9 protein-coding genes, 1 pseudogene and 1 riboswitch are annotated in these 14,200 nt (G+C 37.6%); all 10 genes and pseudogenes read right to left on the bottom strand.

The annotated features are described in order from the left end of the window. Nucleotides 1-1,143 (bottom strand): cell wall hydrolase, encoded by a 1,143-nt coding sequence (locus tag DS745_RS00590; RefSeq protein ID WP_129076265.1) that lies wholly within the window; start codon nt 1,141-1,143, stop codon nt 1-3. A 329-nt stretch (nt 1,144-1,472) separates the two neighbouring features. Continuing rightward, on the bottom strand, nt 1,473-4,904 hold the full coding sequence (metH, locus tag DS745_RS00585; protein WP_129076264.1) for a methionine synthase: 3,432 nt from the start codon (nt 4,902-4,904) through the stop codon (nt 1,473-1,475). Nucleotides 4,905-4,933: 29 nt separating this feature from the next. Then, nucleotides 4,934-6,782, bottom strand: a pseudogene (locus DS745_RS00580) (bifunctional homocysteine S-methyltransferase/methylenetetrahydrofolate reductase). Nucleotides 6,783-6,815: 33 nt separating this feature from the next. Next, on the bottom strand, nt 6,816-7,973 hold the full coding sequence (metC, locus tag DS745_RS00575) for a cystathionine beta-lyase (protein ID WP_129076263.1): 1,158 nt from the start codon (nt 7,971-7,973) through the stop codon (nt 6,816-6,818). A gap of 13 nt (nt 7,974-7,986) precedes the next feature. Further along, nucleotides 7,987-9,090 (bottom strand): methionine biosynthesis PLP-dependent protein, encoded by a 1,104-nt coding sequence (locus DS745_RS00570; protein ID WP_129076262.1) that lies wholly within the window; start codon nt 9,088-9,090, stop codon nt 7,987-7,989. Between the two features lie 103 nt (nt 9,091-9,193). Beyond that, a riboswitch (SAM riboswitch) is annotated at nt 9,194-9,299 on the bottom strand. Between the two features lie 72 nt (nt 9,300-9,371). Further along, a complete protein-coding gene (locus DS745_RS24820) occupies nt 9,372-9,542 on the bottom strand; it encodes a hypothetical protein (RefSeq protein ID WP_196121165.1) in 171 nt (56 codons plus the stop codon). Nucleotides 9,543-9,625: 83 nt separating this feature from the next. Beyond that, nucleotides 9,626-10,264, bottom strand: a complete 639-nt coding sequence (gene prsW, locus DS745_RS00565; protein ID WP_129076261.1) for a glutamic-type intramembrane protease PrsW — start codon at nt 10,262-10,264, stop codon at nt 9,626-9,628. A 349-nt stretch (nt 10,265-10,613) separates the two neighbouring features. Continuing rightward, nucleotides 10,614-11,579 (bottom strand): asparaginase, encoded by a 966-nt coding sequence (locus tag DS745_RS00560; protein WP_129076260.1) that lies wholly within the window; start codon nt 11,577-11,579, stop codon nt 10,614-10,616. Between the two features lie 146 nt (nt 11,580-11,725). Then, nucleotides 11,726-12,991 (bottom strand): Glu/Leu/Phe/Val family dehydrogenase, encoded by a 1,266-nt coding sequence (locus tag DS745_RS00555; protein ID WP_129076259.1) that lies wholly within the window; start codon nt 12,989-12,991, stop codon nt 11,726-11,728. Nucleotides 12,992-13,198: 207 nt separating this feature from the next. Beyond that, nucleotides 13,199-14,122 carry a D-alanine--D-alanine ligase family protein gene (locus DS745_RS00550; RefSeq protein WP_129076258.1) on the bottom strand — a complete coding sequence of 308 codons (924 nt, stop codon included), beginning with the start codon at nt 14,120-14,122 and terminating at the stop codon, nt 13,199-13,201. Between the last annotated feature and the right edge of the window lie 78 nt (nt 14,123-14,200).

The raw sequence follows: 14,200 nt of genomic DNA, 5'->3' as shown, positions 1-14,200 counted from the left end.
TTATTTACAGAAAATATGCTTACCAATTTTCTTAATTTGTGGTCTTGTCCAAATCCAACCTGATGTAGCAGTATCAGGATTAAAGTAGTATAAAGCATGACCAGAAGGGTCTTGACCATTAATCGCATCTAAAACTGCTCTTCGGGCTGTTTCATTAGGTTCTAAATAAATTTGTCCATCGGCTACTGCCGTAAAGGCACGTGGTTCAAAGATAACTCCAGATGGTGTATTCGGGAAAGTTGGGCTATTAATTCGATTTAATATCACCGCGGCGACTGCCACCTGACCAATATAAGGCTCGCCTCGAGCTTCACCGTAAACCGCTTGGGCCATAATTCGAATATCATTCTCCGAGAAACCTTGTGGTACATTAATTGCCTGTTCAATATTTGGACCTTCATCAGTTGTTTGATCAGGAACAGGTTCTTCATCAGGAACAGGTTCAGTTTCAGGTGCTGCTTGCTCTCCAGGAACCGGGGTTTCTCCTGGTGCTGGTGTCTCTCCTGGTGCTACTGGTGTCCCTGGCGCTGGTGTTTCTCCTGGTGTTGCTGGTGTTTCTCCTGGTGTTGCTGGTGTCCCTGGCGCTGGTGTCTCTCCTCCTGGTGCTGCTGGTGTCCCTGGCGCTGGTGTCTCTCCTCCTGGTGTTACTTCAGGTGCTTGGCCCCCAGGTGCCGGTGTTCCTGGTGCTGTTCCTTGCCCTTGCTGCTGACGTCTTTTTTGTTCTAGTGGTGGAATTTTACTTCCTTTTGGACCACTTTGGTTTTTCTTAGGATCTGGCCCATAATGAGTAAATTTCCTTCCTTCGTAAAACTGTTTATGTACCCATTCGTAATCAAAATCGGTACTTTTCTCTAACATTGCTTTCATTTGCGGACCTACTAATCCATCTACTTCTAGACCAAACTCATCTTGGTACTTTCTTACTGCCCAATACGTTCCCCAACCATAGACTCCATCAATCGTTCCATGATAAAAACCGATATACTGGAGTCTCGCTTGCAATTCAACAACGTCATCACCTGTTGCTCCGCGCTGAATAATTTGTTCAGAAAATGCGCTTACCTGTGGTGCTGACGTAAAAGTTGAAAACGCAAGCAAACATATCATGATTAAAAGAGGAATTTTTCCTATTGCCTTATTCATTTAGTCATACCTCCCTATAAGAAATTACTTGTTTTCATGGAAAAGATATGGATAGTGTTTGTTATTTACCATCTTTTATACAAAAAACCTTAATTACTCAAAAAGGGAAGAACAAAGCGCAAGTGCTCCGGTTAGCCCCGACAAGCAAATGTTCTGTCAGAAAAAAGTGCGTATTTTCACTTTTTCTCTGGCAGGTTATTTGACCTCGAGGGGCTGGGCACTGGAGCTAGACTATCACTTAAATTAAACATATTAACAGAATTAAAACTTTTAATTTCCTAAAAAATGAAAAACGCCGCTGGATTCTTTTCCAGCAGCGCTTTGATACATTACATTTGTTCAACATTAAAATATCTTCCCTCAGGGTGTGCAAAGACCATAGCCGAAACAGACGCTTCAGGATCCATCATATATTCTTCTGTTAATTCTATGCCAATTTCTTGTGGCCTTAACAATCCAAACAATTTCTTTTGATCAGATAATTCGGGGCAGGCCGGGTAGCCAAACGAAACCCTAACCCCTTGATATCTAGCTGAAAAGCGATCCTGCATTGTTAATTCTGGGTCATCTGAAATACCAAAGGAATTCCTCATCATATGATGAAGATGTTCTGCAAAAGCTTCCGCTAACTCTAATGCTAATGCTTGAAGTAAGTGACTTCGTAAATAATTTCCTTCATCTTTCCATTTCGTAGCTAAAGATCTGACTCCAACCCCTGCAGTTACTGCAAAGAAACCGACGTAATCCAGTTCACCACTCTCTTTTGAGCGAAGAAAATCTGCTAAACACAAAAATGGAGCTTTTCTCTGTCTAGGAAATGAAAATCTTTCAATTTCTATGCTTGTATCTTCAGGATCATAAATAATAACGTCGTTTCCTTCGGATTGAGCAGGAAAAAATTGATAGACACCTCGCGCCTTAATCAGCTCTTTCTCTACAATCTCAAAAAAAAGTTCATCTACCTTTTCTTTAAGCTCAACTGCTTTTTCATTTCCTTCTCTTAATAAGCGCTCAACTTTTCCTTTGAGGCCTAAATGCTTCCCTAATAGTGTTTGAATATTAATATACGGCTTAATATGCGAGAGCTTATAATCTGAGTAAGAATGCTTTTTTAAATCATTCGGAACAGCGATAGGATTTGTATTAGACACTAATGAGCGAGTTTCAATTGCAGTGACTGTTTCTTCTTTCGTTACTGTAACTTCTATTTCATCTTCTGTTTTAACAACAAACTTCTCTTTTAAACCATCTGAATGAAAAAGGTTATTTGCAATTTCTAAGCCGTTCATTGCATCTTTCGCATAGTGAACGCGCCCCTCATACTGTTCTTGAATTTTAGATTCAGTGAATTTTCTTGTTAAAGCCGCACCACCTACTAGAATTGGAATCGAAATACTTTGTTCTCTTAAATCAGCAGCTGTTAATACCATTTGTTGAGCTGATTTGACTAACAATCCTGATAATCCAATTGCGTCGGGATTTTCCCTTTTAACAGCCTCAATTAATTCATTTGATGTTACTTTTATTCCAAGGTTCACAACTTTAAATCCGTTATTACTTAAAATGATTTCTACTAAATTCTTACCGATATCATGAACATCGCCCTTAACAGTTGCAAGTAATATCTTTCCTTTTCCACTATCATCCTTCTTTTCCATAAACTGTTCTAAGTATTGCACTGACGCCTTCATCACTTCAGCACTTTGTAATACTTCAGCAACAATCAACTCGTTATTATTAAACAACTTGCCAACCTGATCCATACCAGCCATTAAAGGGCCATTAATGATGTCTAGTGGTGCATCATATTTGTCTAATGCTTTCTCTAAATCAGGTAGTAAACCTTCCTTTGTCCCTTCGACAATATAGCTCTGCAAGCGTTCTTCAAGTGTTAAATTGGTTTGTGGCTTTTTTTCTTCTTTCTTTTTTCCACGATAAAAAGCTGTAAAATCAGCCAATACTTGATCAGATGTTTCAAATAGAACTTTTTCAGCTAGAACTCTCTCTTCTTCCCTTATGGAAGCAAACCGTTCTAATTTTTCAGTATTGACAATTGCATAGTCTAGCCCTGCTTGAGTACAGTGATACAAAAACACCGAATTTAAGATTTCTCGGCCGACAGGTGGAAGCCCGAACGAAACATTACTAATCCCTAGAATTGTTAAGCATTCAGGGAGCGCTTCTTTGATCAAACGTATACCTTCAACGGTCGCTTTTGCCGAGCCAATATACTGTTCATCACCGGTACCAACCGGAAACACAAGCGGGTCAAATATAATATCTCTGGGTTTCATTCCGTATCTAGTCACTAATAAATCAAAGGACCTTAGGGCGACTTCAAGTTTTCTTTCCGCTGTTACAGCCATCCCGATTTCATCAATTGTTCCCACAACAACTGCTGCCCCGTATTTATGAACAATTGGCAGAACACTTTCAAAACGCTCTTCACCATCTTCTAAATTTATTGAGTTTATTACTGATTTTCCTTGAGAAAAAGTAAGCGCTCGTTCAATTACTTTTTCGTCTGTTGAGTCAATCATCAAAGGTACTTTTACCTTATTAATAACATACGGCAGGAAGTTTTCGATATCCTCAATTTCTTCACTATCGGGGTCCGCTAAACAAATATCAACGATATGTGCGCCCTTCTTTACTTGGGCTCTAGCAATCTCAGAGGCCTCTTCAAATTTTCTTTCTTTAATTAATGTCTTAAATTTTCTTGATCCGATAACATTTGTTCGCTCTCCTACAAATAAAGGACGCATTGATTCATCGTAGATTAGTGGTTCAATTCCACTTAACGCATGAGGATGTTCAGTTATTAACTCCCTAGGCTTAATACCATTCACAGCTTCACGAATAGCTGATATATGAGCTGGAGTTGTTCCGCAGCATCCACCTACCACGTTTAGCCAACCCTTTTCAGCAAACTGCTTTAGTTTCCTAGCTAACATTTCAGGTGACTCATGGTAGTGACCTTCTTCATCAGGTAAGCCCGCATTCGGAAAACAAATGACTGCTGTTGAAGAAAGCCCAGCTAACGATCGAATGTGGTCTTGCATGAATTCAGGTCCGGTTGCACAATTTAAGCCAACAACGGCCGGATTCATATGTTCAATCGATAAATAGAAAGCTTCAATATTTTGTCCAGCCAATGTCGTACCCATTGGTTCAATCGTTCCGGAAATCATTAACGGAACTCTACGTCCAAATTTCGCAAAGCTATTCTCTATTCCTATATACGCCGCCTTAACATTTCTTGTATCTTGACTCGTCTCTAGTAAGAGTAGATCAACACCACCGAGTAATAATCCGTAAGCCTGTTGTTCGTAGGCTTCAATTAGCTCCTCAAAAGTTGTTCCTCCTGTTACTGATAAAGCCTTTGTAGTTGGACCCATGGAACCTGCAACAAACCGCGGCCAACCTTCTGTAGAAAATTTTTCAGTCGCTTCTTTTGCAATCTCAGCTGCTTTTTTATTAATTTCAACTGCTAGATCTTGGAGGTCATAATCTGCCAAGACAATGTTTGTCGCACCAAAGGTATTCGTTTCAATAATATCGGCACCCGCCTCTAAATAGGCTTCATGAATCTCTTGGATAACTTTTGGGGCAGTTATATTCAGATACTCATTACACCCCTCAAATTCTTCTCCACCGAAATCATCGGCAGTTAATTCTTTATTTTGAATCATTGTTCCCATTGCACCGTCTAGGATTAATATATTTTTTTGCAAACGTTCTTCAAACCCTTGATATTTCATGTAATCTTTCCTTTCATGCTGACTCATGTCTAATTACTAACTTTTCTAATCACCTTTTGTGCGCTTTTCCACTTCCAATACTTTGTTAATTCTACTGTGATCTCATATCTTAGAAAAGGAGTAATTAAATATAGCCCATTAAAATAAAGATGAACCTCGTCAATTAGCTCTTTTGCTATTTGAATCCCTTCATAATGTGAAGCTTCTATGTCATTAGCCACCATTGCCATGCGTTCTCTCGTTTCTTCTGTAAGTTTAATACCTGGTACCTCATTGTGAAGGAATTCAGCATTTTTACTACTTGTTAACGGCATAACACCTAAATAAATTGGCGCCTTGAGATGTTTTGTTGCGTGATAGATTTCAGCTACTTGTTCTTTACAAAATACTGGCTGGCTTAGAAAGTAATCTGCTCCGCAATCAATTTTTTTCTCCATTCTTTTGACCATTTGGTCTAAATGCCTTACGTTTGGATTGAAAGCTGCACCTACCGAAAAATTTGTTTTGGCTCCTAAATCTTTTCCTGAAAAAGAGACTCCTTCATTCATTTGTTTAATAAGTCTAATGAAATCAAATGAAGCTAAATCATAGACCGAGGTTGCTCCAGGGAAGTCACCTATTTTTGTAGGATCACCTGTCACTGCAAGTAGTTGATCGATACCTAGCGTATGAAGCCCCATTAAGTGAGACTGAAGCCCAATTAAATTACGATCTCGGCATGTAATGTGAACTAGGGGTCTAACGTTATGTTCTTTTTTTATAATCGAAGCTAACGAAAGATTACATATTCTAGGCGATGCTAAAGAATTATCAGCTAACGTAACAGCGTCAACGCCCGCTTCATGTAATTTACTCGCTCCTTCAATAAAAACGTCACTATTCAGTTTTTTAGGAGGATCGAGTTCTACAATGACTGATTTTTGTCTTGAAGCAATATTTGGCAAAGATTCTTGTTGCTGTACATGATGAATTACGATTTGATGTTTCTTCTTTGCTTTCACCTGTTTTTCTTTAATTGGCTCAAGATCTTTTACCACCTGAGCTGCTGCTCTTATATGATCTGGTGTCGTTCCACAACAACCACCAATTAGTCGTACTCCTTCTTTAACAAATGCTTTTGCGCTTTCACCAAAATAGTGAGGATTTGTTTGATAAACCAGTCTTCCATCAATATAATCTGGCAGACTCGCATTAGGATACGCAGATAAAAACGCCTTGTTTAATAGTGGGACCTCTTCAAAGGATTTAAGCATGTGGTACGGGCCCATTCTGCAATTCATTCCGACAACATCTGCTCCTAAATCTTCTAACGCTACTAAAACTTCTCTTAACGGTAAACCACCGTGCAAAACTCCGACTTCGTCTAAAGAAACATTGGTAATAATAGGTAAATTTGTCTTATTTCTTGCAATGTTTAGACAAGCTGCCAACTCTTCATAATCATAAAATGTCTCTAGCAATAGTCCATCAATCTCCCCCCTCGAGAAGGGTAAACATCTGCTCTTCAAAGCTAGAAACAATTTCATCTAGGGATTGTGCTCGTTTTTGAAAGCCTCTAATTCCTCCAAGTGTACCTAGCACAAAAGTATTCGATTTAGCAGCTGATTGCATTGCACATTTTACAGCAGCTTGATTTATTGAGGACACTTCATTCTCTAAACCATATCGTGATAATTTTAGTTTATTGGCTGCATAAGTGTTAGTTTGTATGATTTGTGAACCTGCTGCAATATAGGCTTCGTGTACTTCCTGGACTTTTGCAGGATCAGTCACATTTAATTCCTCAAAACAACGATCTAGTCCTTTTAAATATAGAAACGTTCCAATTGCACCATCACCAATTAGCGTTCTTGTTTTTAGTTCCTGTAATAAACTCATCTGCCTCTTCCCTTCACAAAGACTAGAACGCTATCAATCTTTTAGCGTACGCAACGCTTGTTCGAAGTCTTCAATAAGATCATTTACATCCTCTAAGCCTACTGAGAGTCTTAGTAAACCGTCACTAATACCACGTTTCAGCCTTTCTTCCTCAGGCATTGAACCGTGCGACATCGTGGCTGGATAGGATAGGATTGTTTCCACTGCTCCTAAGCTTACTGCAAAAACTGGAAGCTTTACGTTCTCCACAAATTTTTTCGCTTGGAACCTTGATGGAAATTCAAATGATAATACTGCACCATGACTTTTCGATTGTTGCTCTTGAATGTTCTTTCCAGGGTGATTTTCAAGGCCTGGATAATAAACTGCTTTCACTTCTTCTCTAGTTTGTAACCATTTTGCGATTGTCATAGCTGACTGTGAACTAGCATTCATTCGTACTTGTAATGTTTTTATCCCACGTAAAACGATCCAACTATCCTGCACACCTAAGATAGATCCAAAGGCGTTATGTAAAAAGGCTAAACGTCTACCAATCTCTACGTCTTTCACAACTGCAAGACCAGCCATAACGTCACTGTGACCTCCTAAAAATTTCGTAGCACTATGGAGCACAACATCAACACCTAAGTCTAGAGGTCTCTGAAATACAGGTGTTAAAAACGTATTATCACAAAACGTTAAACAGTTGTGAGTCTTAGCTATTGCTACTATTTTTTTTATATCCGTTATTTTCAAGGTTGGATTTGACGGTGTTTCAATATATACTAATTTTGTATTTGGATTGATATGTTTTTCTACCTCTTCATGGTTTGTCATATCCACAAACGTATGTTCAATCCCATACTTTTCTAAAACCTCCGTAACAAAGCGATACGTCCCTCCGTAAACATCCTCAGTAATTACAATATGATCACCTTTTGACAGCAACATAAATGCTGTTGATATTGCTGCCATTCCAGAAGGAAAGGCAAATCCTCTCGTTCCCCCTTCTAGGTCTGCAATGACATCCTCAAGTGCTTTACGTGTAGGATTAGAACCTCTTGCATATTCATAATCACCGAAGCTATCAAAAGAGTATTGATGAAAAGTAGAAGAATGATGAATGGGTACACTCACCGCTCCTGTTTCTTGATGTACTTTATGGCTATTGTGCAATAATTTGGTCTGTATATGATATTGTTCTGACAAACTTAGACCCTCCTTAGGCTAAACTCTCAAATCCTTGTTGTAAATCATCTATTAGATCTTCTTTATTTTCAATTCCTACTGAAAATCTTAAAAGCCTCTTACATACCCCGTACTTTTCTCGAAGTTCCTCAGGAATGTCAGCATGCGTTTGTGTAGTCGGATAGGTCATTAGACTTTCAACTCCACCTAGGCTTTCTGCAAACGTAATCAGTTTAAAACTTTGTAAGAGTGGATTTATCCACTGTTCCTTTTTTATTCTAAAAGACAACATCCCACCACGACCAGGATATAAAACGTCTGTTACAAATGGATGATCAGTTAAGTATTTGACAATTACTTTGGCATTCTCTTCATGTTTCTCCATCCTTAACGCTAATGTTTTCATACCACGGATTAGCAGCCAAGAATCAAAGGGAGATAGTGTTGCCCCCATCCCATTCTGAAAAAAACCAACTCTTTGACAAAGTTCCTCGCCTTTAACAACTATTAATCCTGCGAGTACATCATTATGTCCACCTAAATACTTCGTGGCACTGTGAATGACAATGTCAGCCCCTTCTTCGATCGGCCTTTGTATATATGGTGTATAAAAGGTATTGTCAACAATCAAATACAGTTGATGCTTTTTAGCAAGATTGCTAACTTCACTTATACTCATTTCCTGCATTAATGGGTTTGTTGGTGTCTCAATAAAAATTGCTTGAGTACGCTCATTAATAAGAGTTTCTAATTGATCGTAACTAGCACCGTCCCAATACTGGAAGGTTATCCCCCAATTGCTCCACCCTTGTTGAAATAGCCGATAGGTACCACCGTACAAATCTCGGCAAACAATAATCTCATCTCCCTGTTTAAAAATAGACATCACCGTTTGAATCGCTGCCATTCCTGAACTACAGGCAAAACCACGATCTCCTCCTTCTAAAAGAGCAATTCCCTCTTCTAAGATTTGTCTAGTTGGATTTCCTGTTCTACTATAGTCATATCCCGTCGATTGACCTATTCCTTCATGCCGATAAGCTGTTGAAAAGTATACCGGAGGATTAATCGTGCCCGTTTGAGTTTCACTTCGGTTCCCTAGCTGTACCATCTTTGTTTCTAAATGCTTATAATCCATTCTCTCTCCCCCATATACGTTATCGCTTTAAACCATTAAAAATAAATCTAAAATAAAAGACCTCTTCCTAAATAAGAAGAAGTCGCTGATGACAGTTTACCTCTTCTCATCTTCCAAGCTAAAAATCACTTGATGGATTTAGCACCTGACCAAACGGCTGGTTGCTGAGACTTCACAGGGCCACTTCCCTCCATCTCTCTCGATAAGAATTATACGAATTTTTAATTATTATATTGATTATTACGGTACACTATTTTTCAGTTAATTGCAATAATTTTTTCTTACTCCGATTTTGCATCTATCTGTAACGTATGCTCATTCCCACAAACACATCGCTTAAAGCCAGTTTCATAATGTCCTTCCTTATTCAATCTTCCTCGTAATATAAATTTCTCACCACAATCATGACATCTTACTGTTACTTTGTACCTTTGCTTTAATTCTGACAACATTTACACCTCATGACATATCTGTTTTTACTATTTATACCCATTTTTCATTCATTTCTATCAAAAGATGATAAGTTTTTTAGCAATTACCTATTTGCTAACTTCACTTTCCTTAAACCCAGCCACCATAGAAAGATCATAAATGGTAGCATAATGAACCCCCAATAGCGTTGAACATAAAGGATATAGTCATAAATTCCATGTAGGAACCAAGGTATGGTAAACGAATAAATTAAGAACTTTTTCTCATTAATTTTTTCAGTAAATTTGGCTTTTCCTAAATAGTAACCCATGATTACACCAAAAAGGGCATGACTGGAAGCTGGTAGGAGAGCACGCATGAGTGCTTGATCAACACCATAAACAAGTAAATAAAGCCCATTCTCGACTGTCGCAAACCCTAAGGAAACACTAACTCCGTAAACAATTCCATCGTAGTGTTGATTGAAATGCGCATGCTTATAAACAGTGTAAAATAGGATAAACCATTTAAAAAATTCCTCCAATAAAGAAGCGGACAAAAAAGCTTGAGCAAAAGGTTTAAGTAATAAGCCTTCTTCTTGAAAGGCATATTGGATAACAACGACTGGGAATACGATTAATGAACCGAATATAAAGCTACGTACAACCATACTAATTGGTTCTGAGTTATATTTGTCTTTTAAGTAAAAAAAGCAAAGTAAAGCTATACTGGGAGCCAAACTTGCAAAAACAATACTCACCATTATTTTTCTATTTCCTCTCTTTTTTTCTTATCTAATCGTATCATGTTTCCTTTTAGTTTGATAAGTAATTTGTAAATTTTTCTATATTCCTATTTTCCTCTCGCTGATTTAAAAAGGCTCTTTTCGTAAACATTGTGGTTTTTTCATCCTAAAATAATTGGAAAAATACCCTAGATGAAGATATCAGCCAATAAATTATGTAAGAAAAGAGCAGTACTTACTAAATTAGTAGTAAACTCTTAGTAATTTGTGTAAAAATCCGACTTTTGGGATTTTTACGAAAGCAACAAACTTTGCGAAAACAGCCTTTAAAAAAGACATAGAGATATACTCTCTATGTCTGAATTATTTACTCAAATTTTTCTTTGATGGTTTCATTCGCTAATAAAAGTACAATCAATTTAATACGAGCTTTTTTACTATCGAGATCGCCACCTAATATTACTCCCGATTTAAATAAATCATAGGCGCTACCTAAGTATTCATAAGTCGTGTGAACGTATCCTTCTTCGCTAGCAGTTGTAATAACAATATGTATCCCTTTGTTTATTGCTTCAATGATTGCATCCATCATTAATGGGGAAACTTGACCTCTACCTGTACCTTCTAATACAATTCCATTCACATTTGCAGAAATAGAGGCTTTAATAAATTTGTCATCAGCATTTAGATAGCATTTAATAAGATCTACTGTTGGCACTTTCTTACCATCGTTTATCGTGTAGACTTCTCGTTTTGTCGGTCTCTGATATAAGTAAACTTTATCATTATCAATAATTCCTAAATAGCCAAATCCAAAAGCATTAAACCCTTGAATATTTGAAGCATGCTCTTTTTTGACATATTTAGCAGCGAAAATTCGCTCGTTAAAGACAACAACTGTACCGACACCTTTTAGCTGTATGTCACAAGCAGTGTAGATCGCATGACGTAAGTTTATATAAGAATCACTACCAATTTCATCAGGAGACCGCTGTGAGCCCGTAACCACCACAGGGCGTTCATCACTAATGACCAAATCCAAGAAATAGGCTGTTTCCTCTAACGTATCTGTTCCGTGTGTTACAACAATTCCATCAATATCATTACTTTGGTAGATATTTTCTATTTCCACCTTCAATGCAAGTAGATCCTCTATCGTGATATGCATGCTAGGCTTTTGAAGAATTGAAACAATTTCTACTTCAATATCATTTGGGATCCCACAAATTTTTGCTAGTTCATTCCCAGTTAGTTCACCTGCAACAAGTCTTCCTTCTTTATTCGGCTTACTAGCAATTGTTCCGCCAGTAGTTAATAAGACAACTTTTTTCATTCTGCACAACCTCTTTATAAAAGTTTTGAGCTTTTTTCCATGATCAATTATAGCAAACAGAGAAAATTAGGTAAAACGTATCATACAAAACCATACAAAAGCGAGACTACAATTAACAGCAGTCTCGCCTATTATTCCAAAAAATATTATATCCAACCTCTGAAACGTGAAGCTTCTGCCATTTTACGTACACCGACCATATAGGCTGCTAAACGCATATCCACCTTACGTGTTTCAGAAAGACGGCATACATTTTCAAATGATGTAACCATGACCTTTTCTAATTTTGTTTCAATTTCTTCCTCTGACCAATAAAATCCTTGATTATTTTGAACCCATTCAAAATAAGACACAGTAACCCCACCAGCACTAGCTAACACATCTGGTACGAGAAGAATCCCACGCTCTGTTAAGACTTTTGTTGCTTCAATCGTAGTCGGCCCGTTCGCAGCTTCTACAACAATTTTCGCTTTGATATTATGTACATTCTCTGCTGTAATTTGATTTTCAATAGCTGCAGGTACCAAAATATCACAGTCTAATTCTAAAAGTTCTTTATTTGTAATTGTATCCTTAAACAATTTCGTTACCGTACCAAAGCTATCACGACGATCGAGTAAGTATTCAATATCTAAACCTTCTGGATTATGCAGAGCACCATAAGCATCTGAAATTCCAATTACTTTTGCTCCGGCATCATGCATAAATTTTGCTAAGAAGCTTCCTGCATTTCCAAACCCTTGGATAACTACACGAGCTCCTTCAAGGGAGATACCCTTCTTTTTAGCTGCCTCACGAATACAAATTGTAACACCTTTTGCAGTTGCAGTTTCTCTACCATGCGAGCCACCTAACACAATCGGCTTACCAGTAATAAATCCTGGTGAATCAAATTCTTTAATTCTACTATATTCATCCATCATCCAGGCCATTATTTGGGAATTTGTAAAGACATCTGGAGCAGGAATATCCTTTGTTGGTCCGACAATTTGGCTAATAGCTCGTACATATCCACGACTTAAACGCTCTAATTCTCTAAATGACATTTCTCGTGGATCACAAATAATTCCACCTTTTCCTCCACCATAAGGTAAATCTACGATACCAGCTTTTAAACTCATCCAAATCGACAAAGCTTTCACTTCTTTTTCAGAAACGTTCGGATGGAAACGTACTCCACCTTTTGTTGGTCCCACTGCATCATTATGCTGGGCACGATAACCTGTAAATATTTTAATCGAATCGTCATCCATACGGACAGGAATCCTAACAGTTAATAGACGTAAAGGTTCGCGCATCAGCTCATATACTTCATCTGAATAACCTAGTTTATCAAGAGCTAATTTAATTATCGTTTGTGTTGATTTTAATACATCTGTAGACTCATGACTTTGATTTGTGTCGCTTCCCATGATTTTCACCTCTAAATATTTTCTCTATCTATGTTTTTTATATATGAAAGCACTTACATGTATACTATAATGAATTGCAACCATTTTTTCCACTAAACTTTTCACATTTCCGAAAAATATTTTTATCCATTTTCTATTTACTTTTCTGGATTATTTGATCCAAGAAAAAAGGGTAACCCTACTAAGTAGATAGTTACCCTCTCTTACCTACTTTTGTAAAGAAAGCTGCACTAACTTCTCAATCATATCATCATAAGATAACCCTATCTCTCTAGCTGCATCAGGATAAAGGCTAGTAGGTGTCATTCCTGGTAAAGTATTAACTTCTAATATCACTGGCGCAGTACCATCTGAAGGAACGATAAAATCAACGCGAGAATAAATGTCACAGCCAAGTGAAGCATGAGCTAATACCGCTTGCTCCTGTAATAATTTCGTTACTTCCTCACTAACTCTAGCTGGTACAATATGTTCACTCATCCCTGGTGCATATTTTGATTCATAGTCATAATAGGCATTCTTAGGAACTATTTCGACAACTGGTAAGGCTTTAACCTCTCCTTTGTTCCCCATTACTGCTACTGTAACTTCTCTACCCGAGATAAATTCTTCTAATAGAACAACATCATCATGGGCAAAGGCCGCTTTAATGCCGCCTAAAAGCTCTTCTTCATTTTGAGCAATCGTTAAACCTATGGTAGAACCTTCATGATTTGGCTTAACAACTACGGGATATGATAACTCATGGGAAAACTGTTCCTCTACAAAAGCATGCTTTTCAACCAGCTTCTCACAAGCCACTCTAATACCTTTTAACGCAAACATCTTTTTTGATCTCGCTTTATCCATTGCCAAAGCTGAACCTAGAACATTGGAACCTACATAGGGTATGTTTACTAAGTCCAAAAGCCCCTGCACTCTTCCGTCTTCACCAAGACGTCCATGTAATCCAATAAAAAAGATATCCACATCTAAATTCATGATTTTCTGTAGACACTCTTTCGTGCCTTTAAAATCAATTCCAATAACTTCATGGTTTTTTTTCTTTAAAGCTTCTATAATTCCTTTTCCGCTTGATAAGGATACTTCTCTCTCTGCAGATGTACCACCATAAAGGACACAGATTTTCATCGCAATAATCACTCCCAGTAAAGATTATGTAAATTAGTATATTCGCCTATATCTAATTTGTGTCTTTTTTTAACTTAA

This window comes from Anaerobacillus alkaliphilus, from assembly GCF_004116265.1.
Classification (GTDB): Bacteria; Bacillota; Bacilli; order Bacillales; family Anaerobacillaceae; genus Anaerobacillus; species Anaerobacillus alkaliphilus.
The sequence above is the reverse complement of the archived record's forward strand: the minus strand, read 5'-3'. Positions and strand labels throughout refer to the sequence as shown.

Bases quoted from the DNA above. Each gene is read 5' to 3' on its own strand.
- DS745_RS00590 (WP_129076265.1), bottom strand. From the start codon at position 1,143: ATGAATAAGGCAATAGGAAAAATTCCTCTTTTAATCATGATATGTTTG.
- metH (WP_129076264.1), bottom strand. From the start codon at position 4,904: ATGAAATATCAAGGGTTTGAAGAACGTTTGCAAAAAAATATATTAATC.
- DS745_RS00570 (WP_129076262.1), bottom strand. From the start codon at position 9,090: ATGGATTATAAGCATTTAGAAACAAAGATGGTACAGCTAGGGAACCGA.
- DS745_RS24820 (WP_196121165.1), bottom strand. From the start codon at position 9,542: ATGTTGTCAGAATTAAAGCAAAGGTACAAAGTAACAGTAAGATGTCAT.
- prsW (WP_129076261.1), bottom strand. From the start codon at position 10,264: ATGGTGAGTATTGTTTTTGCAAGTTTGGCTCCCAGTATAGCTTTACTT.
- DS745_RS00560 (WP_129076260.1), bottom strand. From the start codon at position 11,579: ATGAAAAAAGTTGTCTTATTAACTACTGGCGGAACAATTGCTAGTAAG.
- DS745_RS00555 (WP_129076259.1), bottom strand. From the start codon at position 12,991: ATGGGAAGCGACACAAATCAAAGTCATGAGTCTACAGATGTATTAAAA.
- DS745_RS00550 (WP_129076258.1), bottom strand. From the start codon at position 14,122: ATGAAAATCTGTGTCCTTTATGGTGGTACATCTGCAGAGAGAGAAGTA.